The organism is Flavobacteriales bacterium (genome assembly GCA_020635795.1).
Lineage (GTDB): Bacteria > Bacteroidota > Bacteroidia > Flavobacteriales_E > Vicingaceae > Vicingus.
The window spans coordinates 627,029-650,665 of the sequence record JACJZD010000001.1 but is presented as its reverse complement, the minus strand read 5'-3'; the positions used below and the strand labels follow the sequence as shown (position 1 = coordinate 650,665).

The window sequence follows — 23,637 nt, the reverse complement described above, 5'->3', positions numbered from 1 at the left end:
TAATGATGAACTTAAAAAATAACAGACCTAAACCTACCAACGGATTTTATGGTGAATTTGGAGGCGCTTACATCCCCGAATTGCTTTATCCGAATGTAAAAGAATTGGAATTTAATTATCAAGAAATTATCCAAGAGCCTTCGTTCCAAAAGGAATACCAACAATTGCTCAAAGATTATGTGGGCAGACCAACACCTTTGTATTTTTCAGAAAAATTATCGAAAAAATACGGTGCCAACATTTTCTTAAAACGAGAAGATTTAAACCACACTGGAGCACATAAAATCAACAATGCTATTGGTCAGGTTTTAGTTGCAGAGCGTTTGGGTAAAACCAGAATTATTGCCGAAACTGGAGCAGGGCAACATGGTGTTGCAACTGCTACAGCTTGTGCTTTACGTGGCTTAAAATGTATTATTTACATGGGCAAAATTGATGTGGAACGCCAAGCACCAAACGTACAACGCATGAAGATGCTTGGAGCAGAAGTTATTCCTGTTGAATCTGGTAGTCAAACCTTAAAAGATGCTACCAACGAAGCCATTCGCGATTGGATTAATCATCCCACCGACACGCATTATGTAATTGGTTCGGTGGTAGGTCCTCACCCATTTCCTGATATGGTGACTATTTTTCAATCGGTGATTAGCGAGGAAATTAAAAAGCAATTGAAACAACAAACTGGTAATGCAAACCCAACTCACGTCATTGCTTGTATTGGAGGAGGAAGTAATGCTGCTGGAGCTTTTTATCATTTCATCAACAACAAAAATGTGCAATTGATTGGTGTTGAAGCTGCTGGTCATGGTGTACATTCTGGTAAAACTGCAGCAAGTTTAGCCAAAGGAACCGATGGAATTATTCACGGATTTATGACCAAACTGATGCAAACCAGCGACGGACAAATTGTTGAACCACATTCTATTTCTGCAGGGTTAGATTATCCTGGTGTTGGACCATTACACGCTCATTTATTTACCTCAAAAAGAGGTCAGTTTATTAGCATAACCGACAAGGAAGCCTTGCATGCTGGTTTTGATTTAACCAAAACAGAAGGCATTTTACCTGCTTTAGAATCGGCACACGCCTTAGCAGCATTAAACAAATTAAAGTTTTCAAAAACCGATGTGGTGGTAGTAAACCTTTCGGGACGTGGAGACAAAGATTTAACCACCTATTTAAATCACTTGTAAAATGAATAAAACCAACACATACATAGCCAATCGAAAAAACATTTTATCGATTTACTTTACTGCGGAACACCCAACAAAAGGTTCTACTCAAGAAATGATAACATCTTTGGCTCAATCGGGTGCTGACATGATTGAAATTGGAATACCTTTTTCTGACCCATTAGCCGATGGACCAGTCATACAAAAAAGCAGTAAAATAGCACTCGAAAATGGTTTTTTGCTCGATAACTTGTTTAACGACATTAAAGCTGTTTATCAAGAAGTAAAAATACCGTTAGTATTAATGGGATATTTTAATACCGTGCTGGCTTATGGAATCGAGAACTTTTTAAAACAGTGCAAAGCAGTAAATATCGATACGGTTATACTCCCTGATTTACCACCCGAAGTTTATGAAAAACAATACCATAAACTATTTAAAAAGTATGGAGTTGCACCAGTGTTTTTGATTACTCCTCAAACTCCACTAGAGCGATTAAACTACATCAACAACTTATCTAACGCTTTTATTTATGCTGTGGCTGACAATAGCATTACAGGTTCTAAAAGTGGCTTTTCGGCTAAACAAGTGGCGTATTTTAAACGAATAAAACAATACCCGTTTAATGTGCCTGTAATTATTGGTTTTGGTATTTCTGATAAACAAACTTATACCGAAGCTTGTAAATACGCCAACGGAGTAATTATAGGTTCGGCATTTATAAAAGCCATAGACCAAACCAAAAACATCAGTACCGCTATTCAACAATTTATTAAAAGCATTCGTGAAACACCTCAATAAATTGTCAGTTCGAGTCTTTCTGAAAGAAAGGTATCGAGAACAAGCTTTTTATAAACATTAAAAATAAAAGACATGATTATACAATTAAAACAACACATTAGCCAAGAAACCGAACAGCAAATTGAACACTATTTGCAACAACAAGGTTACCAAGTATCGAAAGTAAAAACACAGTTTCAGCAATACTTAATATTGTTGGGAAAAGCCAAAATCGATATTCGTAAAATTGGCAGCCTTAATGGTGTTGATGATATTCATTTTGTTGACGATGCTTACCAATTGGTTTCACGCACATGGAAAACCGCTCCTACCATTATTGATTTAGGCAACGACATTAACATTGGTGGCGACCAGTTTAGTATTATGGCTGGACCATGTTCCATTGAACACGAAGAACAAGTCATTGAAATTGCTGATTTTTTAGTAAAAAATGGCATAAAAATTATGCGTGGTGGAGTTTTTAAACCGCGAACATCGCCTTATGCTTACCGCGGAGGTGGAATAGATTCGCTTAAAATGTTTAGTCGAGTGTGTAAAGACCGTAGCTTAAAATTAATTACCGAGGTAATGGACAGCTCGCAAATTGACGACATGCTGCCTTACGTAGATATTTTCCAAGTGGGCACACGAAATGCACAAAACTTTAACTTGTTAGATGCCTTGGGTAAAAACGACAAAGCCGTGATGCTTAAACGTGGTATGTCGGGCACGATTGAGGAATTGCTACAAGCTGCGGAGTATGTGTTTTCAAGTGGTAACGAAAAAATTATTTTGTGCGAGCGTGGTATACGTACCTTTGAAAAAGCTTACCGAAATACCTTAGATTTAAATGCCATAGCTATTTTAAAAGACAAGTCGCATTTGCCTGTTGTTGCCGACCCCTCGCACGGTATTGGCATACGTAAATACGTGGAGCAAATGGCACTAGCAAGTATGGTTTGTGGTGCCGATGGTATGATTATAGAAACACACCCCATACCCGAAAAAGCACTCTCCGACGGACAACAAACCCTTAACTTTTTTGAGATGGAACAATTGGTAAATAAAGCAAATAAAATAAGTGCAATGAGTTTGTAGTTTTGGTTATATTTGGTGAACATATAGTGCGAATAAATACACCGGTGTACTTATTCGGAGGTTGTACTTAATTAAATGATTTTAGACCCACATCAATATCATTCAAGTTGGAGAATCAAATCTAGACCAAACCAAATCGAGCCCGGAAGTTCAACAAAAGTATATAGGTATATGAATGAAGAGTATATCGATCAGTTTTTGAAAACTGGACGGTTAAAATTGAGTTCATATGAATCAAACCGTAAAACGGAGGACAAAATAAGACAAGATGATTTTGAAGGGTATCACACTTATCGAATATTAAATAGAAATCGAACAAATGGTGCAGAACTAAAAGTAAATGACAGAGATGTCCATAGAATTCTTTGTTGTAGCCTTGAATTTGATAAAAAGTTCTATTGTAACTACTTCAAAGTGGATGGTTGCATGGAAATAAGTAATGCTTTTGCCTTTGGGTATGAAATAGCAAAGGTCTTGGAAGAATATGGTTATGGGATGGAAGGTTTAGTAGACTACGTTGATGAAAAAATCAACTACTTACTTTTAGAACAGTTTCCTGAACTTCCCGACTTACCTAACGAGCCGAAAATGCAAGATCTATTTATTTATATTGACGCTATAACTCGATTGGACCCTGGACCATTTTATAAAAAACCTAAGAAATTTATACCGGAGAAAGAATATAGAATTACCTGGAAATGCAAGGCAAATCATGATATTTTTATCGATTGCCCAGGGGCTATAAAGTATTGTAAAAAGATTTGAAACAATAATTAAGTACAACAAAACCTATAAGCAATAGCACCCTGCGGGATGCTACTGCTCATAGCCGAGCCGTTAAATCCTATTCAACCCTTCGACAACATCATATGCCGTAATGTTATTCCCTTCAACTACTAACTTACTTTGTAAATAAAACGGTTCACGTTTCGTTAATATTTTTTAACATATCGCCCATTTAATCCTCCTATTTATCAGCTATAAAAAGGTATTTTTGACAAGTAACTTTTTGTCCATTTATATTTGTGAACCAGTAACGTAACAATGACTTTGCTTAACTATTTCAATCTTCAATTTATACTGCTAAAAAGGCAATTGATAGATTTTGGCTTACAACCGTGGTTAGGTTTTTTAATAGTGCTGATAACGTTTTATGGTTTTTCCATTTACTTGTTCACCACAACAACTTTTGCCAATTATATCTACGCTATTCTTGCCACTGGGTTAGTTTTTAAACATAACGAAATCAAAAAAAATAATTTTTTAAAATTTACTTTTACCATCTCTTTTTATTATAAAATTAGGCTCCTTGAAAACTTAATTACTATTGCTCCATTTATATTGTTCCTATGTATTTATAAAGCATTTTATTCAGCATTAATTGTGCTATTTATTTCAATGGTTTTAATTTTTTACAATAACGGAAAACAATTTTCATTAACCATCCCTACTCCTTTTTATAAAAAACCATTCGAGTTTATTGTTGGGTTTAGAAGTTGGTTTTTAATCTTTGCTTTAAGTTATTTCCTTACCGCAATGTCTGTAATTTATCAAAACTTTAATTTGGGTATCTTCTCGCTAATATTGGCTTTTTTGGTCTGTTTTTCATTTTATAACGAACCCGAAAGCGAATTTTATGTTTGGGTTCATAAGTTAAGTGTAAACAAGTTTCTTTTTGATAAAATAAAAACCGCCATATTGTTTTCAACCTTAATTACGCTGCCCATAACATTGGTTATGTTGTATTTTTTCAAACAAAACATACATGCCATTATAGGTTTTCAGCTCTTAGGTTATTGTTATTTAGTAACTATTATACTAGCAAAATATTCAACCTATCCACAAAAAATGAATTTACCTCAAGGCGTTTTGTTTGCCATTAGTATTGCAATTCCTCCTTTTTTATTAGGGCTAATTCCTTTTTTCTATATGCAATCTGCTAAACGCCTCAAAGATATTTTAGAATGATAAAAATTGAAAACTTATATAAATCGTTCGGGTCAAAAAAAGTTTTGTCGAACATCAACCTAACTTTTGAAGAAGGAAAGGTTTATGGTATTGTTGGAGAAAATGGTGCTGGAAAAACCACTCTATTCAATTGTATTACAGGTATAGAAAAGTTTGACGGGATAATTTCTGCAAACTTTAACCCACTTAAAGACCACATCGGATACTTACAAACAGAACCTTTTTATTTTTCAAAAATTACAGGAAAAGAATACATACAATTACTTTGCAATGCGCGAGATAAACAAATAGGTAACTTGGAGGCTAGAAACGTTTTTGACTTGCCACTTAACCAATATGCCAATACGTATTCAACTGGCATGAAAAAGAAACTGGCATTAATGGCCATTTTGTTTCAAGAAAACGAGTATTTGATATTTGACGAACCTTTTAATGGTGTAGATATTCAAAGCAACATTATCATACTCGACATTTTAAAAGAGCTAAAAAAATTGGGCAAAACGATAATAATCTCTTCCCATATATTTTCAACATTAAACGATATCTGTGATGAAATCCATTTAATGAAAGATGGACAATTTATTAAAAAAGTTTACAAAGACGAATTTGGTGTATTAGAGCAAGAGATGAAAGAAATACTTATCGGTGATAAAATTGCAAAACTTGATTTGAAATAAACCTGACTAATTCTTACCCAATCTTTCTAAAATATCGTTAGCTGAAATATTATTCCCTTCAACCACCAATTTACTTTTTAAGTAATACGGTTCGCGTTGAGTTAATAAATCAGATACAAACTGTTTAAGTTCTATTTCGTTTTTACCAGCAATTAATGGTCGTTGTTGCTTGGCTGTTAACAAACGGGAACTTAACATGCCCGCATTGTATTTTAAATAAACACTCGTGCCATTTTGATTTACCAGTTCCATGTTATTGTTAAAAATAGGCGTGCCACCTCCTAAAGCCAATACAAAACCTTGGTGCTGGTTTATGGTTTGTTTTAAAACAGTAGTTTCTAAATCTCTAAAATAGGTTTCTCCATGTTGGCTAAAAATTTCAGCAATCGTTTTTCCTTCCTTTTCTTCAATCAATTGGTCTAAATCAAAAAAAGTCATATTTAGTTTTGCTGCCAATTTCTTGCCCAAGGTAGATTTTCCGCTACCCATAAAGCCTACTAAAAATATGTTGTTTTTGTTGTTCATTGATATAGATGGCGGCTTAGGTCCGCCATGACGTATTTAAATACTTTTTTCTTTCAACTTTATACTTTTTAACTCAATGGTGTATTCGGTTCTTTAGCCATGGTGTTGTACACCATTTTAGAAACAAATGCTGGAAAAAATTTACTTAAAAACACCACCAATTTTCCTTGTGCAGTTAATACCACTTGTCGTTTACGGTTTACTACGCCATTGTAAATGTGAGTTGCCACTTCTTCGGCAGTCATCATTTTATCTTCTTCTCGTGGCGATTCTCCTTGAGCACTACCATCGGCAGCCAAAGCAGTATTTCGTATGTTAGATGCTGTAAATCCTGGGCAAGCAATCATTACGTGCAATCCTTTCTTGATGTTTTCGGTACGCAAAGCCTCCAAAAAACCTTGCATGGCAAACTTCGAAGCTGAATAACCTGTTCTTCCGGGTAAACCCACAAAACCAGCAATAGAAGAAACGCCAACTACCGAACCTTTTTCTTTTAACAAATGTGGCAAAGCATATTTGGTACAATACAGCGTTCCAAAAAAGTTAATCTGCATTACTTGTTCAATCACACTCAATTCGGTATCATTTAAAATAGCTCGCATCGATATTCCTGCATTATTAATCAACACATCTATTTTACCAAACTTGGCAATGGTTTCGTCAATTATTCGTTTGCAATCTGCTGCAAGAGCAACATCAGAAACTACACTTAAAACTTCTATTCCTTTTTGTGTTAACCATTGGGCTGTTTCTTCTAAATTGGTAGCATTTCTACCTGTTATAACCAACTTAGCACCTTCGTTTCCAAACTTTTCAGCACAAGCTTTACCAATGCCCGATGATGCTCCTGTAATAATGACTACTTTATTTTTCATGCACAAATTTTTAAGCAGCAATTTTAATGCTCACTTTTGCAAACAAAGATATACAAATGCAAATTATAGAAGTAACCAATAAGCAAACAACTCAAGATTTTTTAAACTTACCTTGGCTCATCTATAAAAACGATAAAAATTGGATACCTCACATTAAACAAGATATAGAAAAGGTTTTCGACCCCAAACAAAACAAAGCTCATACTACCGGCAAAATTATTCGCTGGATTTTAAAAGACCACCAAAACAAGACCATAGGGCGAATTGCTGCTTTTATAAATTATGAGTTGGCCGAGTCGTTTAAACAACCAACTGGTGGTTTAGGTTTTTTTGAATGTATAAACGATAAAACTGCTGCTTTTAAATTGTTTGATACTGCCAAAGAATGGTTACAACAACATGGTATGGAAGCTATGGATGGCCCAATTAATTTTGGAGAAAAAAACATGTTTTGGGGTTTGCTGGCTGAAAATTTCACCGAAATGAGTAGTTATGGCATGAACTACAACCCTCCATATTATGTTAATTTTTTTGAAGATTACGGCTTTCAAATTTATTACAAGCAGTTGATGTACAAACGCGACATGAAAACACCTGTAAACGATTTATTTGCAGAAAAAAGCGAACGAATTTTTCAACGAAAAGAATATTCCATTGCCAATGTTAGAAAATTAAGTTTAGACCAAATAGCTGCTAACTTTAGAACGGTTTATAACGATGCTTGGGGTGGACACAATAATTTTAAGGACATGACCTTAAAAACTGCACGAGAAATTATGCAGACCTTAAAACCCATTTACGACAAAGACATCATGATTTTTGTCTATTACAAAGATTCGCCAATTGCCTTTTTTATAAACATCCCCGAACTCAACGAAATTTTTAAACACGTTAACGGTAATCTAAACTGGTGGGGCAAACTCAAGTTTCTTTACTACAAATGGAAAATACAACGCACTACTATGGTAGGAATTGTTTTTGGTGTTAGCCGTAAGTTCCAAGGTAAAGGTATTGAAGCCGCTATGATTAAGTGGAGTCAAGATAATATTGTTCCTTTAAATCGATACCAACAAACAGTTTTAACTTGGATTGGCGATTTTAATCCAAAAATGCTAAAAGTGAGCGAAAATTTAGGAGCTAAAGTTTACCGAACCTATCATACTTACCGTTATTTATTTGACCGAAGTAAAGAATTTGAGCGCTGTCAAATCCTTGAATAACACTGTTTATCAGTAGCTTGAAATAAAAACGGAAAAAAAGCCAGTATATGTTTTGCTAATTAAAATAAGGAAATTATATTTGCACTCCTTTTTAGGAGACCTGGTAGCTCAGCCGGTAGAGCATTTCACTTTTAATGAAAGGGTCCTGGGTTCGAATCCCAGCCAGGTCACAAAAAATCCCGTTAAATAACGGGATTTTTTTATTTATTAATCTTCCATTTTTTCGAATTCTATCTTAAAGAAAGTGCCTCCTTGTTCCAATCGTTTGATTGTTCCATTCAGTTGTTCAGTAAAAATGTGTATCAATTGCGTTCCTAACGATGTAGAATTTTCAAAATCAAAATCTTTTGGCATACCAACTCCATTATCGCCAATTATCATTTCAAACATCACAGCACTTATTGGTTTAATTTCAATGGTAATAACACCTTCTGTTTTACCAACAAAGGCATATTTCAACGAATTAGAAATCATTTCATTAATGATCAACCCTAAAGGAATTAAGGTTTTAGAACTCATCTCCACATCAGGTAAATCAATGTTTAAATTGATTTTAACCCCCATGTTGTAATCTTTAACCAAATCTTTAATTAAAGGCGTAAAGTGTGTTTTAATATTAATTTCTTTTAAGTTCTCAGAGTTATACATCTGTTCATGCAAACGAGCAATGGACAACACCCTATTTTGGGTTTCTTCAAACATTTTACCAATTCTTTCATCGTCAACTTCATTGGCTTGTAAGCGAATTAAGCTACTTACCACTTGCAAACTGTTTTTAACCCGATGATGAATCTCTTTCAACATCATGTTTTTTTCTTCATTTTTACGCTGTGCCTCGTTTTTTTGAACCTCCAATAATTCATTAATTACCACCTTTTTACGATAGCCTCGATAGATGTATAATATTATAATTAAGGTAAAAATAAAGGCTACAATAAAGAATATAGCAGTAATTCTATTTCGTAAGGTTTTTAATTGTTGAATATCGTTTTCCTTCACTAGCAATTCGTTTTCTTTAGCAGCTCGTTCCAAATCGTACTGCGACTGTTGTTTTAACGCATTAAGTTCAGTACTTGTATTTCTAATACTATCCTTCATTTGATGATACAACTCTTGCATATTAAAGGCTTGCTCCCATTTTTTCTCATATTTATAAATCTCACTTAAAAACCGAGCTGCATTTTTTATTCCCTCAATTAATCCTAATTCTTGGGCTAGATGAAGCGATAATAGTCCATGCATCTTTGCAGATTCTATGTTTCTTGATTCAAACTCAAGGTCACTAATATTTGAATGTATTTTTATTAAACCTGGCTTATCGTTTATTTCTTCTCGAATTTTTAACGATTCTTGATAAAAATGCAAGGCGGTATCTAATTTATTTTCAGCTTTATAAATTGTACCTATATTACTCAACGAAATTGCTATACCTGCTTTATCATTTATGGATTGTCGTAATTCTAACGATTGGTTATAATAAAACAAGGCTAAGCCAATATTTTGTTTGTTTCTATAAATTGCTCCAATATTATTAAGTGTTGTGGCTAAACTTTTTTTGTCATTTAATGTTTCTTTAACAGCAAGCGACTTCTGGTAGTAATCAAGCGCTCTATCTAAATCTCCTTGATTAATATAGATGATACCGATGTTATTAAATGTTTCTGCAATACCCTGTTTATCGTCTATTTTTTCACGAATCTTCAACGATTTATGATAATAATCTAAGGCTTTTACGATTTCTCCTTTATCATCGTAAATAAATCCAATATTATTTAATGCCCCAGCTAGAGTTCTCAAATAACTAAGGCGCTCTTTTTTTGTAATACTATTATTAATTAAATGAGGTTTAAGAACAATAATCGATTGCTCACACAATTTTATTACCGTATCAATGTTGGTCATGTACATCGCATCCGACAAATCGAGGTAGGCTTTTGCTAATGAAGTATCGTGAGTAGCGGTATTAATAATTTGACTAATGGAGTCTATTTTCATTTTATGAAAATCAGAAAACTGACCAAAACACACGCTCTTGCTCATAAAAAGCAACACTAAAGGTATGATTTTCAATAAATTCATGAATTAAAATTAGTTAATTATTAACGAACTAAATTAAAAGCATTATTTTTTGTTTATTTGTGTTTTAATGCCCACGTGGTGAAATTGGTAGACACGCCATCTTGAGGGGGTGGTTTGAGTAATCATGTGCTGGTTCGAGTCCAGTCGTGGGCACATTAAAATTATTGCAATTCTGAAAGAATTAACCAACGATCGGTTTTCTCATCGAGTTGCTTGGTAACATACCCTAATTTTTGAGTAATTTTTAACAATTCCTGATGGTCAGTAATGTTGTTGTTCAATTTATCTTCTAATTCACTTTTTTGAACCTCAAGAGCTGGTAATTCTTTCTCCAATTGCTCTAATTCAAATTTTTCTTTGTACGAAAGTTTGTTTTTTGGTTTCTCGACAATGTTGTTGTTTAATTCAGTTGCCAATGCCATGTTATTTTTTTCTTTCTCTACTTGCTTTTCAGCTTGCTTTTCTTGTGCTTCTTTTTCCTTTAATTCCAATCTATAATCAGAATACCTTCCTGTATAATCTTTTATCTTCCCATCACCTTCAAAAACAAATAAATGGTCAACCAATTTATCCATAAAATAACGGTCGTGGGTAACCACTAACAAGCACCCTTGAAACTCTTCCAAGAAATTTTCTAGAACATTTAAGGTAACAATATCCAAATCGTTGGTTGGCTCATCTAAAATCAGGAAATTGGGGTTTTTCATTAAAATGGTCAACAAATACAACCTACGTTTTTCACCACCACTCAACTTCTCTACAAAATTATAGTGCATTGAACGTGGGAACAAAAACTTTTCCAACAATTGTGCTGCTGTCATTGTTTTACCCTTGGTTAAAGGGATAAACTCAGCAATATCTTTAATTACCTCAATAACTTTTTTGTCGTCTTTTAAATTTATTCCTGCTTGGGTATAATACCCATAAACTACGGTTTCTCCCACACTTACTTTTCCACCATCAACTTCTTGTAACCCCATAATAATGTCTAAAAAGGTGGTTTTACCAACTCCATTTTTACCAACAATACCTATACGTTCGTTTTTCTTAAAAACGTAGTTAAAATCATTCAAAATGGTTAAATCTCCAAACGATTTTTTTAAGTGATGAAGCTCCAAAATTTTACTACCCAAACGCGACACATTAACAGCAATATCTACTTTCGTTTTATCTAAACGTTGATGAGCGGTTTTTTCAGTTTCGTAAAATGCATCTTCGCGCGATTTTGCTTTTGTACTCCTTGCCTTAGGCATTCTTCTCATCCAATCTAACTCTTTCCTATAAAGGTTTTGAGCTTTATCCACGTTGGCTTCAAAAATTTCAATACGCTCTTGTTTTTTTTCTAAAAAGTAACTGTAATTTCCCTTATAACGATACAGGGTTTCATTATCCAATTCAATAATCTCGTTACAAACTCGTTCTAAAAAATACCTGTCGTGAGTTACCATTAAGATGGTCATGTTTTCTTTCGACAAATGATTTTCCAACCATTCAATCATGTCTAAATCCAAGTGATTGGTAGGCTCATCTAAGATAATAAAATCGGGCTCTTCAATTAATACTTGAGCCAAGGCAATACGTTTTTGTTGTCCTCCTGAAAGCTCTCCTATTTTTTGGTCGAGATGATGAATATTTAGTTGTCCTAAAATTTGTTTTATCCTTGTTTCATAATCCCAAGCTTGTAACTCGTCCATTTTATTAAATGCCAACTGCATTTTTTCGTTATCGTTTGGATGAAGCAATGCGTCTTCGTATTCTCTAATAGCATCTATTTCGGGCGAATTGGCTTTAAAAATGGTTTCAAATATGGTATGCTCAGGCTTAAACTGAGGGGTTTGATGCAAATAACCCACCTTAATATCTTTTCTAAAAATAACATTACCCGAATCTTGAGTTTCGAATCCCGCAAGTATTCGTAAAAAAGTAGATTTTCCCGTACCATTTTTAGCAATAAAAGCCACTTTCTGCCCCTTATCAATTCCAAAAGTAATTTTATTAAACAAGGTTCTTATTCCGTACGATTTCGTAAGCTCTTCTACTGATAAATAGTTCATTAAGGGTTTCTTTAAATAAAATGTTGGCAGGCTATTTTTTCTTCAATACTCGCTCTAATGCTAGAGCAGCATAATCGTAATCAGAAACTATTGATAAGGTTTTTCTAAAATCTTTTTCAGCATTTAATAAATCACCTAATTTCTCATAACTCAACCCCCGATTGTAATAAGCAGTATAATACAACGGCGAAATTTCTATGGCTCGAGAATAATAGTCAATGGCAACATTATAATCTCCTAAATATTCTTGATTAATGTATGCGATGTTAAAATAGGGTTCTCTAAATGGTTGAATTTTCAACATTTTTTCATAAGTTTCTATAGCTTCATCATATTTACCCATTAGTTGTAAAGTGTAACCATAGTTATATAATGCTTCAGAACTTTTAGGTTTAATTTTTAGGGCATTTTTAAAATATTCTACCGCTAAATTTTTATCCTGATTAATATGCAAAACACCCAATTGGATATAAGCATCATAATAGCCTTTCTCTTGTTCTGTGGCAGTTATGTAACTTGATATAGCTTTGGCTGTATCATTTTTTTCTTGAAAAATCATTCCTTTTAAATAATATGCTTCGGCGGCATATACATTTATTTTAAGTGCAGCATCAGCATACTCTATAGCTTGTTTATAGTTTTGAATTAGAAATGCTAACCAACCTAATTCTATTCGAGCCTGAACATTTCTATTATCTATTAACAAGCATTTATCTAAAGTTCTTTTTGCCTCGGCAAAGCCTTCTTCTTTTTTATACAATTCTGCCTTTAACAAATAAAATTCAGGTACCAATGAGTCTATTTTAATTGCCCTATCAATATCTTCAATAGCCATTGGCACATCACCATATTTTTGGTATAATCGAGCTCTTTTAATATAAAGTGATGGATTACTTGGATTTGACTTTAACTCATTATTAACGGATTCAAAATCAATGGCTTTCGCCATATCTACCGAATCTTTTGGGTTTGTCTGTTCAACTACAGGTTTTACATCTCCTTTACAGGAATAAAATAAAACACTAATTATCAATATAAATGCACTTGTAACTTTCATAGGTATTTAAATTAGTCGGAAGCGGGAAGACCGAAGCTAGAAATTTGTACTTCCGACTTCGGTCTTCCAACTGATAACTTTTTTTATATTAGAACTTATTCTTGAACTGGAACCTTATTTAAAATGTCCATAATTTTTTTCTCTAACTCACTCATCAATTCAGGGTTGTCTAATAACAATGCTTTTACAGCATCTCTACCTTGACCCAATTTGGTTTCGCCATAACTAAACCAGCTACCAGCTTTTTTTATAATATTATGGTCTACACCTAAATCAATAATTTCTCCAACTTTAGAAATTCCTTCGCCATACATGATATCAAACTCTGCTTTTCTAAATGGTGGTGCCACTTTGTTTTTTACAATTTTTATTCTTGTTCTGTTTCCTGTAATTTCCTCTCCATCTTTAATTTGAGTAGCTCTTCGTACATCAATTCTAATCGAAGCATAGAACTTAAGTGCATTACCACCAGTTGTAGTTTCTGGGTTACCAAACATAACTCCAATTTTATCTCTTAACTGATTAATAAAAATGGCCGTGCAATTTGCTTTGTTAATCGAACCCGTCAATTTTCTTAATGCTTTCGACATTAAACGAGCTTGTAATCCCATTTGAGAGTCGCCCATTTCACCTTCAATTTCTGCTTTTGGAGTTAACGCCGCAACCGAATCAATTACAATAATATCAACTGCACCTGAACGAATTAAGTTATCAGCAATTTCTAAAGCTTGTTCACCATTGTCTGGTTGTGAGATTAATAAATTCTCTACATCAATACCTAAAGCAGCTGCATAGGTTTGGTCAAAAGCATGTTCGGCATCAATAAAAGCAGCAATTCCACCTTTTTTCTGACATTCAGCAATAGCATGCAATGCTAATGTTGTTTTACCCGACGATTCTGGCCCATAAATTTCAATTATTCTACCTTTTGGATACCCGTTTACACCTAAAGCAATATCAAGGCTTAACGAACCCGAAGGAATCACATCTACTTCTATAACTGGTGCATCACCAAGTTTCATAACGGTTCCTTTACCATAAGTTTTTTCTAACCTATCCATGGTTAGTTGTAATGCTTTTAGTTTTTCTGCTTTTACTTCGCTCATCATCGTTTAATTTTATTGTTAGTTTAATTCGCTTAAAATTTGTTCTGCGTGGCTTTTAGTTACCACTTTATCAATTTTTTTTATAATAATCCCTCTTTCATCGATAACAAAAGTTGTTCTGTTTATTCCATCAAACAATTTACCCATAAATTTTTTAGGACCCCATACTCCATAAGAATTAATCAATTTTTTATCGGTATCTGAAAGTAAAGAAAAAGGTAAATCGTGTTTTTCAATAAACTGTAAATGTTTTTTTTCGGTATCGGCACTAACACCCAAAACTTCAAATCCTTTTTTCTTTAAAACCGAATAATTATCTCTGAGATTGCACGATTGAGTGGTGCATCCTGGCGTCAAATCTTTTGGATAAAAATAAAGAATGATTTTTTTTCCTTTATAATGTGATAAGTTATGAATCATCCCATCTTGATCTTTAATCTCAAAATCTGGTGCCTTATCTCCTTCTTTTAATGTGCTCATTCGCTATTTTACTAGGATTACTACTATAAATACAATAGCCACAAAATAAGAATTTCTTTTGTGATTTATTCATCGACAAGCAACGAATTTTGAACAAAATTTAGGCTAATTTTTTTGTTGAAATTTTATTAAAGTAATAAATACCTACAACTCCTATTAAAATAAAGATTACTGCAATAATTTCAGCCTGTGTAGCTTTAAATCCAAACACATTGTAATCTGGGTTTATTCGAATTTTTTCGATAAAAAAACGTTCAACTCCATTTAATATTAAATATAATGAAGTCATTACACCAGCTACATGTATTTTCTTTCTTGATAGCCATAAAATTCCAAAAGCAATAAATGACATAATGGTTTCATAAAACGGCGTTGGCCAAGCTTTTCCTGTAATACTTACTAAGCCCATTTGGGTAAAATCTTCCTGTAAATTTATACCCAACACATTTCCTGGATAATCAAACGCCCAAGTCCATTCAGGTAAAAAGCTCAACCATTCGGGCATAGGAGCATCGTTAGGCATTCCCCAGTCACCATCACCTGAAAGCTGACAACCTATCCGACCTATTCCATAAGCTAATAATAAAGCAGGAGCACAAGCATCAACAACATGCAAAGGTTTTAACCCTTTTTTCTTGGCATAATACAACACTGAACCACCACCAATAATTAATCCGCCATAAATACTTAGTCCACTTCCTGATAAAATGGTATCAATAGGATGAGCAATTAAACGGGGTAAATCCTCCACCATATCGAAAATTTTAGCACCCAAAATACCGCCGATAGCAGCAATAAATGTCATTGTTCCAACCAATTGAAATGGATGAACTTTTTCAATAATCGTTTTTGGCTCTGGTAATTTGTTTTTTTCAGCTTCTCGGTATTTTAAATAAACCATAATAGCTGCAAGAGCAATTCCGCCTAACCAGTTACCTCTAGATGATAAAATAAATGTTTGTGGATTAGCAGCCAATTCATCGTAATTTAAAATGGCCTCTAAAATTTTGAATCCTATAACAAAACCAAAAAGAGCATTACTAGCTAATTCCATTAAACTAGCTTTTGCACCTTTAATTACTGATTCTTCAATTGGAAATAACAAACCCAATTGTTCTTTTCGTTTCATTTCAAAAACAAAAAACTGATTTGCAGCTACAAAGGCAATAGCCACCATAAATCCAAACATTGGAAACGGTAAAACCAAGTTGGTTCCAAAAAGGTAATTGATTAAATCTGATAAAAATGGAAACATACTTTAGTTGTTTGTTTTATAGTAATTAGTTTATTGTATTGATAGCTGCTCTGTTTTTCAAATTAATCAACTCTCCTTCAACAACTCCTTCAGCATCAACATGAGAAAGTTTCATGGTTTGAATTGTATTTTCTAATAAAGCATTGTAAGGTACTTTAACTTTAATGTAATTCTCGGTAAATCCATTCAAAAAGCCATCATTGTTTTCACTTTCGAACAAAACATTGTATGTTGCTCCAATATGTTCTGAGTAAAACTGTCGACGTTTTTTTTCTGATAAAATATGAAGCATTTTGCTTCGTTTACTCCGCTCTTGTTTTGGAACAACTTCAGTCATTTTATTTGCAGTAGTATTTTGTCGTTCAGAATAGGTAAACACATGTAAATAGGAAACAGGCAATTCGTTCAAAAACTGATAAGTTTCTAAAAAATCTTCTTCAGTTTCACCTGGAAAACCAACTATTACATCAACTCCTATGCAAGCGTTTGGCATTAATTGTTTAATTTTAGTAACCCTGTCCACATACAGTTCTTTCATATATTTTCTACGCATCAGGGTTAAAATTTTGTTCGACCCCGATTGAAGTGGGATATGAAAATGAGGCATAAACTTGTTAGATTGACTTACAAAGGTAATAATCTCATTGGTGAGTAAATTTGGTTCAATCGATGAAATTCTAAAGCGTTCAATACCTTCAATCGTATCTAACTGTATTATCAATTCAAAGAAATTTTCATCATCACCTTGTCCAAAATCACCAATATTAACGCCTGTCAACACTACCTCGTGAACATCTGTTTTTGCGACTTCTTTGGCTACCTTTAGTGTTTCTTCAATACTATCGTTTCTACTTTTTCCTCGAGCTAATGGAATGGTACAAAAAGTGCAAAAATAATCACACCCATCTTGGATTTTTAAAAACGAACGAGTTCTATCACCTTTAGAGTATGATGGAACAAACTCATTTACTTCTTTAATTTTTGAAGCATGAATTACAGCTTTTCCTTCTTTTTGAATAGCAGAAAAATGTTCTACAATTTTAAATTTTTCGGATGCACCTAAAACCAAATCAACACCATAAATTTTAGCAATTTCTTCTGGTTTAAGTTGCGCATAACATCCTATAATAGCAATAAATGCATCAGGATTCACTTTTAAAGCTTTATTTACCAGTTGCTTACATTTTTTATCAGCGTTTTCGGTAACCGAACATGTGTTAATGACATAAACATCTGGAGTTTCATTAAATTCAACCCTTGCAAAACCTTCTTCCTCAAACATTCGAGCAATAGAAGATGTTTCTGAAAAGTTAAGTTTACAGCCTAAGGTATATAATGATACTTTTTTATTCGAAATCATAAGGCTACGAAGTTAATTATCAATTACCAATTATCAGTCATCAATTTTTCATTTTTAAAGTTTACTCCTTATATAATTAATATATTTGCCTTACGTTATAATGTTTTGCAATATCATTTCATGTTAAAATTTTTATTCAGTAAACAGTTTTTAATTCAAGTGGTTTTAGCCATTGTAGTAGTTTCAATATCTATTTGGTTATTGTTAAAATATATTGATGGCTACACGCATAATGGACAAACCATAACTGTTCCATCATTAAATGGTATGACTATTTCAGAAGTTGAAGCAATGTTGGCTGATAAAAATTTAAAATTCGAAATTTTAGACTCTGTTTACGTCGAAAAAGCTGAAAAAGGCGTTGTTTTAGACCAATCACCAGAAGGAAACGATTTGGTTAAAGAAAACAGAACCATTTATGTGACGGTTTCAAAAATTATTCCACCTAAAATTAGCTTGCCCGATGTTGTAGATATGTCGCAACGATTAGCTGTTGCTAAACTTGAAAGCTATGGTTTGAAAATTGGAAGGTTAGATTACATTCCTTCTGAATGTTTAAACTGTGTTGTAAAAATGAGTGTAAAAGGAAAACAAGTTTTTCCTGAAGACCAAATTGCAAAAGGCTCCACCATTAACCTAACTTTAGGTAGTGGAACAAGTAGCGAACAAGTTTTAGTTCCTTACTTAATTAACCTATCTAGAGAAGAAGCCATTTCTACATTACAACAATCTTTTTTAAATATTGGAGCAGAAATTTTCGAGGATTGTAAAACTAAAGCAGATTCAACTTCAGCTAAAGTTTACAAACAATCACCAAATAGAAGTGCTGGAAACGTAATTAATATGGGTTCTTCTGTTGATGTTTGGTTAACGAATGACGCTTCTAAAATCAACTATAATCCTCCAGTATTAACTGATTCACTAAATTTACAATAAAAGATAAGATGAATAAACTCTTAACCTTTATACTATTATTATCGTTTACTTCTGTTGCAATAGCACAAAAGGACACCTTGGTAGAGTTAGGTTATAACAAAAAACTAATCTCTCAATCTTATCAGCAAGAAAATTTATCCATTTTTAAAAATGATTTTAGCTCTAAAAAAGCTTTAACCCTTCCTTTCATTGATGATTTTTCACAACAACATTATTATCCAGATGCATCAAAATGGGAAAATAACAATGTTTATATAAATTCTAGTTACCCCGTTAATCCTCCATCCTATGGTGTTGCTACTTTTGATGGTTTGGACTCCACTGGTTATCCTTACAATTTCTTAGTGCCAACTGCTCATGGTATTGCTGATTATTTAACTTCAAAAGTTATTGACTTAACCGTAGTTACCGATAGTGTTTTTTTAAGCTTCTATTATCAACCACAAGGGATTGGGAATTTGCCTCAATCAAACGATAGTTTACGTTTAGACTTTTTTAGAAAGTCAGACAGTACTTGGGTAAGAAAATGGGCTGTACCAGGTTCTACTCTTGCTCCATTTAAAAAAGTAATGGTGGCTGTCGACACTTCATTCCATAACGATGCATTCCAATTTAGATTTGTAAATTATGCAACTCTTTCTGGAAATGTTGATCACTGGCATCTGGATTACGTTTATTTAAACGATAATAGAAACCATGCTGATACTGTATTAAATGATGTTGCTTTTACTGGTGATTTTTATAACATGTTAAATGTGTTTACAGCAATGCCCTATACCCATTATAAATTAGATTCGACTAATAATATGGCCACCGCAATTAATGTAGAGTACAAAAATAATTCTGATACTACAAGGTTTGTTTTTTATAAATATGAAGTTATAGAAGACAATGGTAATGGCGCAACTATAGAAACTTATCCTTCTGGTACCTCAAGCCAGCCTGCCCCATTTTACTCTAGTCTCAATGTTAGTCAAGCAGTAAATGATATAACGAATAATGATTTTTATTTCCCAGTTGATACTGCTCAAACAAAGGTATATCAAATAAAAAACTATTTTACTTTAAGTAATGGAAGTATTTTAGACTTTAATCAGAATAACGATGTTGTATACTCTTATCAGGTTTTCAGCAATTATTACTCTTACGATGATGGTAGTGCAGAAGCCGGTTACGGTGTTTTAGGTATTAATTCTAAATTAGCCAATCAGTTTAGCATCAAAATGAATGATACTTTAATTGCTTTAGATATCTATTTTAATCCAGTAACGTACAACCTCAGTGCAAAAACATTTAAGTTAAAAATATGGTCAAGCTTAAATCCAGAAATTGTACTTTACGAACAAGTTGGATATTACAATCCTATTTATTCTTTTACAAATGAGTTTCTTAAATATAACTTAGACTACCCTATATACCTTCCTGCCGGCACATATTATTTTGGATATGAAAATATTACAGAAGACTATTTAACTGTTGGTTACGATTTAAATAATAATAATCGTACAAAAATTTATAAAAATGTTGTTGGAGTTTGGGAGAATTCTAGTTATGATGGTACGTTAATGATTCATCCAGTTTTTAAATACCTGGATGCTATTGTTAGTGTTAATGAGAATATTGTTAATGATAGTAAGATTAATATTTACCCTAATCCTAGTTCTGGAAAAATATACTTTAATAATACTTCCATCCAATACGAAATACACGTTTTTGATATGTATGGAAAAATTGTTTTTGAATTACCTAAAGGCAACCATAAAGATATTGATTTATCAAACCTCCCTAATGGCGTTTATTTGATAAAACTTTCAAACGAGAATCAATCTCAAATTGATAAAATAATAATCTACAAATAACATTATATTTTGCAAGAATTTGTTGAAGAAGACAATTTAGACGAGGAACAAGAGTTTTTCGAACATTATAAATTTATTGCCGATAAAGGGCAAGAATTTTTACGTATTGATAAGTTCTTAATGGATAGAATTGCCAACACATCACGCAATAAAATTCAAGTAGCTGCAACCGCAGGAAATATTTTAGTTAATAAAGTTGCTGTAAAAAGTAACTATAAGGTTAAACCTTTCGATGAAATTTCTATTGTGTTACCTTATCCTCCAAGAGAAATTGAATTAATTGCTGAAAATATTCCACTAAATATTGTTTATGAAGACGACGAAGTACTTGTAATAAACAAACAAGCTGGATTGGTAGTTCATCCTGGTTATGGTAATTATACAGGCACCTTAGTTAACGGATTAATTTATCATTTTAACAATCTTCCGAATGGAAGCATGAACAATAGACCTGGATTGGTTCACAGGTTGGATAAAAACACTACAGGAATTATGGTTATTGCCAAAACCGAACAAGCAATGACACACTTAGCTAATCAGTTTTTTGAAAGAACAACTGAAAGGCGATATAACGCTCTAGTTTGGGGTGATTTTGAAGAAGATGAAGGTACAGTTACTGGTAACTTAGCAAGAAGCTTAAAAAACAGAAAAGTAATGGATGTTTATCCTGACGGAGATATTGGGAAACATGCTGTTACACACTATAAAGTTCTTAAACGATTTGGTTATGTTACATTAATTGAATGTAAATTAGAAACTGGTCGTACTCATCAAATCAGAGTTCACATGCAACACATTGGTCATAATTTATTTAATGACAATGAATATGGTGGAGATAAAATTTTAAAAGGAACCTCATTTACAAAATACAAACAATTTATCTCTAATTGTTTTGATATTATACCTCGACATGCTTTACATGCAAAAACGTTAGGTTTTACTCATCCTACAAGCAACAAATGGATGCAATTTAACTCAGAATTGCCTGAAGACATGAACTTGGTTTTGGCTAAGTGGGAAAATTATATCGCCAACAGGGAATTAGAATAAATATATAAATTATTTCTCCAGTATTTCTTGAGCTTTACTAATAGGTATCAACTCTTCATTATGAAGTGAAATTACAAATGCACCTCCAAGACCTTTTTCAGTAAGTTCTTTTTTATAATCTTCGGCCTCTTGTAATGTTTTAAAATCACCTGCTGAATACCTAGTCAAGCCATTTTCCACAGTTTTTTGTTCCACATTACCTAACTCCATAAATTTAGTTAATACTTCTGTAGGCAACTGGTTCTTATAAATACCTATTTGAACTTTAAACTTGATGTTAGATTTATCATAATTGACTACTTTATGTTCTTTAATATCTGTTTCAACTTGTGTAGTATTAACACCTGCTGCATTTAAAGGTATACGTTTCCCCTCTTTATAGGCAACAATAAAAGCATCTTTAACACTATAAGTTAATGCTAAATCTAATTTTTTGTCAGCTGCTTCTTGCATTGTTTTATAAGATCCGTTGTACAAATATTTATACAAACCATCGTCAGCCTTTATCTCAATAATATTTTTTAATCCATTAAAACTATTCGGTGGTAATTTTTTAGAAAATGCTCCTAACTGAACTCTAAACAATAATTCATTAGAATTAACCTCAGAACTAGCTCCTCCCTCTACAGCCATATTATTAGCTTCATCACCAACCGATTTTAATGTTCCATCTTTTTCTTGAGTAACAACTATAGCTGCATCAAAACCATCTTTTGCTAATTGCATTTTTCTTTTTAATGCTTCGGGTAAATTATCATAATTTCCTACTGCAATAACAGTTAATGAATCTCCAAATGCTTTTATTTCAACATCAGGAATACTCAAGAATTTATCAACGAGTTCTGCATCTATTGCTTCAGTAAATGAACCAATTTGAACTCTGTAATTTTTCTTAGCACGTTTTTGCCCAGATATTAATCTATTCTCAGTATCTGCAAACATACCAGTAGAATCTATATATCTTAAGTATGCTTCATAAATCATATCGTCAGTAAGTTCAACACCTTGCTGAGAAACTGGCACATCAGGTCTAGATTCTAATTCGTCATCTTTATAATTTGGGACAAAGTCACCATCTTTATCTAAAGGACAACCTTTTTCATCAACCTCAACTCCAGGTGGAGTCCAAGGGCACTCATCAATAAAATCAATTACTCCATCACCGTCTTCATCTTCATTATCATAAGCCAAATAATCAATAAATTCATCAAAATCTTTAACTTTTGTATCATTTTTATGATTCTGAAAATTATAACTAATGGCAATTGAGCTCATCAAAAACTTATCCGCAGAACTATTTGCTTTTAACGTTCCTATTCTTTCCCCTTCACTATCAGATGTTACATTATCAATTAAATCAGAAAAAGTAAAGTGCATAGTAGTACCTACTGTAAAATCAATATTTTTAGTCAGGTGCATTTGGGCTCCTATTCCAACAGGAATTGCAAATGTTCGTTCTGGATACTTACCCTTATTATCAAAATTCATTTCTCTTAAATCTGTTTCATATGTGTAATCGCGCTGGATAATTATAGCATCCATTGCATTCACATCATTTTCAGGTAAATTTCTGATAGACCCATCAGACCAATAATTGTATTTATTTCCATATTCGTCATACAAATCCGTTTTAGAATGAAATTCAACAGATTCAATTCCCAATGAAATAAATGGATTTATAACTCGCTCTTTTGGTAGGATATGGTCAAAATTATACATCAAGGCAAAACCACCCGTAGTAATTTTCGATTTAAAATTTAGGTTTCTATCTGCTGAACGCTCATTAGAACTTAATGACCCAAATAACACATAGAATTTTGCAGTTAAAAAGGAGTTTAGTTGTTGTTTTATATGAAGGTCGTAACCGATGTTGCTTATGAGTGCATTACCTCTTCCAGCCTGAAGTATGTCTCCATAAAACTTAAACATACCCACACCCAAACCAACAGAAGGAGAGTAGAAATTTTGCTTTGGGGTTTCTTTTTTAGTAGGAATAGAATCATTATCCTGCCCTTGTAAATTAATAAAGGAAAAGACCAAACCAATAACCACTAATAAAAACTTTCTACCCATTAATAAGTATAA

Annotated in this window: 20 protein-coding genes and 2 tRNA genes; 12 read left to right on the top strand and 10 right to left on the bottom strand. The window is 33.0% G+C overall.

Going from position 1 to position 23,637, the window contains the following annotated elements:
• Positions 1–5: 5 nt before the first annotated feature.
• The 6 genes from trpB to H6589_02765 all read left to right on the top strand — a co-directional run bounded on the left by trpB (position 6) and on the right by H6589_02765 (position 5,696).
• Positions 6–1,193: a tryptophan synthase subunit beta gene (gene trpB / locus H6589_02790; GenBank protein ID MCB9173508.1), complete on the top strand. Its 1,188-nt coding sequence runs from the start codon at positions 6–8 to the stop codon at positions 1,191–1,193.
• 1 nt (position 1,194) lies between these two features.
• Positions 1,195–1,974 (top strand): tryptophan synthase subunit alpha, encoded by a 780-nt coding sequence (locus tag H6589_02785; protein ID MCB9173507.1) that lies wholly within the window; start codon positions 1,195–1,197, stop codon positions 1,972–1,974.
• Positions 1,975–2,046: 72 nt separating this feature from the next.
• On the top strand, positions 2,047–3,051 hold the full coding sequence (gene aroF / locus H6589_02780) for a 3-deoxy-7-phosphoheptulonate synthase (GenBank protein ID MCB9173506.1): 1,005 nt from the start codon (positions 2,047–2,049) through the stop codon (positions 3,049–3,051).
• A 171-nt stretch (positions 3,052–3,222) separates the two neighbouring features.
• A complete protein-coding gene (locus tag H6589_02775) occupies positions 3,223–3,816 on the top strand; it encodes a hypothetical protein (protein ID MCB9173505.1) in 594 nt (197 codons plus the stop codon).
• A 633-nt stretch (positions 3,817–4,449) separates the two neighbouring features.
• A complete protein-coding gene (locus H6589_02770) occupies positions 4,450–5,019 on the top strand; it encodes a hypothetical protein (protein ID MCB9173504.1) in 570 nt (189 codons plus the stop codon).
• Complete coding sequence (locus H6589_02765; protein ID MCB9173503.1) at positions 5,016–5,696, top strand: ATP-binding cassette domain-containing protein; 681 nt, start codon at positions 5,016–5,018, stop codon at positions 5,694–5,696. The genes H6589_02770 and H6589_02765 overlap by 4 nt, the downstream gene beginning before the upstream one ends.
• Before the next feature lie 6 nt (positions 5,697–5,702).
• Here the strand turns inward: H6589_02765 and H6589_02760 are convergent, their stop codons facing one another.
• Both H6589_02760 and H6589_02755 read right to left on the bottom strand, forming a co-directional pair.
• Positions 5,703–6,221 (bottom strand): shikimate kinase, encoded by a 519-nt coding sequence (locus H6589_02760; protein ID MCB9173502.1) that lies wholly within the window; start codon positions 6,219–6,221, stop codon positions 5,703–5,705.
• A 68-nt stretch (positions 6,222–6,289) separates the two neighbouring features.
• Positions 6,290–7,096, bottom strand: a complete 807-nt coding sequence (locus H6589_02755; GenBank protein MCB9173501.1) for an SDR family oxidoreductase — start codon at positions 7,094–7,096, stop codon at positions 6,290–6,292.
• Positions 7,097–7,152: 56 nt separating this feature from the next.
• Between H6589_02755 and H6589_02750 the strand changes: the two genes are divergently transcribed.
• Both H6589_02750 and H6589_02745 read left to right on the top strand, forming a co-directional pair.
• Complete coding sequence (locus H6589_02750; protein ID MCB9173500.1) at positions 7,153–8,316, top strand: hypothetical protein; 1,164 nt, start codon at positions 7,153–7,155, stop codon at positions 8,314–8,316.
• Between the two features lie 97 nt (positions 8,317–8,413).
• Positions 8,414–8,486 (top strand) — tRNA-Lys (locus H6589_02745).
• A 37-nt stretch (positions 8,487–8,523) separates the two neighbouring features.
• Here the strand turns inward: H6589_02745 and H6589_02740 are convergent.
• A complete protein-coding gene (locus H6589_02740) occupies positions 8,524–10,395 on the bottom strand; it encodes a tetratricopeptide repeat protein (protein ID MCB9173499.1) in 1,872 nt (623 codons plus the stop codon).
• 69 nt (positions 10,396–10,464) lie between these two features.
• Between H6589_02740 and H6589_02735 the strand changes: the two genes are divergently transcribed.
• A tRNA-Leu gene (locus H6589_02735) sits at positions 10,465–10,548 on the top strand.
• An 8-nt stretch (positions 10,549–10,556) separates the two neighbouring features.
• Here H6589_02735 and H6589_02730 read toward each other — a convergent pair.
• The 6 genes from H6589_02730 to mtaB form a co-directional block, all read right to left on the bottom strand.
• Entirely contained in the window at positions 10,557–12,449 is a 1,893-nt protein-coding gene (locus H6589_02730) for an ABC-F family ATP-binding cassette domain-containing protein (GenBank protein MCB9173498.1), read from the bottom strand.
• Positions 12,450–12,480: 31 nt separating this feature from the next.
• Positions 12,481–13,506, bottom strand: coding sequence for a tetratricopeptide repeat protein (locus H6589_02725; GenBank protein ID MCB9173497.1), 1,026 nt, complete (start codon positions 13,504–13,506; stop codon positions 12,481–12,483).
• A 95-nt stretch (positions 13,507–13,601) separates the two neighbouring features.
• Entirely contained in the window at positions 13,602–14,612 is a 1,011-nt protein-coding gene (gene recA, locus H6589_02720) for a recombinase RecA (protein ID MCB9173496.1), read from the bottom strand.
• Between the two features lie 18 nt (positions 14,613–14,630).
• A complete protein-coding gene (bcp, locus tag H6589_02715) occupies positions 14,631–15,092 on the bottom strand; it encodes a thioredoxin-dependent thiol peroxidase (protein ID MCB9173495.1) in 462 nt (153 codons plus the stop codon).
• Positions 15,093–15,192: 100 nt separating this feature from the next.
• A complete protein-coding gene (locus H6589_02710; GenBank protein ID MCB9173494.1) occupies positions 15,193–16,347 on the bottom strand; it encodes a prolipoprotein diacylglyceryl transferase in 1,155 nt (384 codons plus the stop codon).
• Positions 16,348–16,372: 25 nt separating this feature from the next.
• Positions 16,373–17,707, bottom strand: a complete 1,335-nt coding sequence (gene mtaB / locus H6589_02705; protein ID MCB9173493.1) for a tRNA (N(6)-L-threonylcarbamoyladenosine(37)-C(2))-methylthiotransferase MtaB — start codon at positions 17,705–17,707, stop codon at positions 16,373–16,375.
• 120 nt (positions 17,708–17,827) lie between these two features.
• Between mtaB and H6589_02700 the strand changes: the two genes are divergently transcribed.
• The 3 genes from H6589_02700 to H6589_02690 are packed head-to-tail and all read left to right on the top strand — an operon-like array spanning position 17,828 to position 21,552.
• Entirely contained in the window at positions 17,828–18,643 is an 816-nt protein-coding gene (locus H6589_02700) for a PASTA domain-containing protein (protein ID MCB9173492.1), read from the top strand.
• Between the two features lie 8 nt (positions 18,644–18,651).
• Entirely contained in the window at positions 18,652–20,502 is a 1,851-nt protein-coding gene (locus H6589_02695) for a T9SS type A sorting domain-containing protein (GenBank protein ID MCB9173491.1), read from the top strand.
• 9 nt (positions 20,503–20,511) lie between these two features.
• On the top strand, positions 20,512–21,552 hold the full coding sequence (locus H6589_02690) for an RluA family pseudouridine synthase (protein MCB9173490.1): 1,041 nt from the start codon (positions 20,512–20,514) through the stop codon (positions 21,550–21,552).
• Positions 21,553–21,561: 9 nt separating this feature from the next.
• On the opposite strand, the gene H6589_02685 is transcribed toward H6589_02690, so the two are convergent.
• Positions 21,562–23,625, bottom strand: a complete 2,064-nt coding sequence (locus H6589_02685; protein ID MCB9173489.1) for an SPOR domain-containing protein — start codon at positions 23,623–23,625, stop codon at positions 21,562–21,564.
• Positions 23,626–23,637 lie beyond the last annotated feature (12 nt).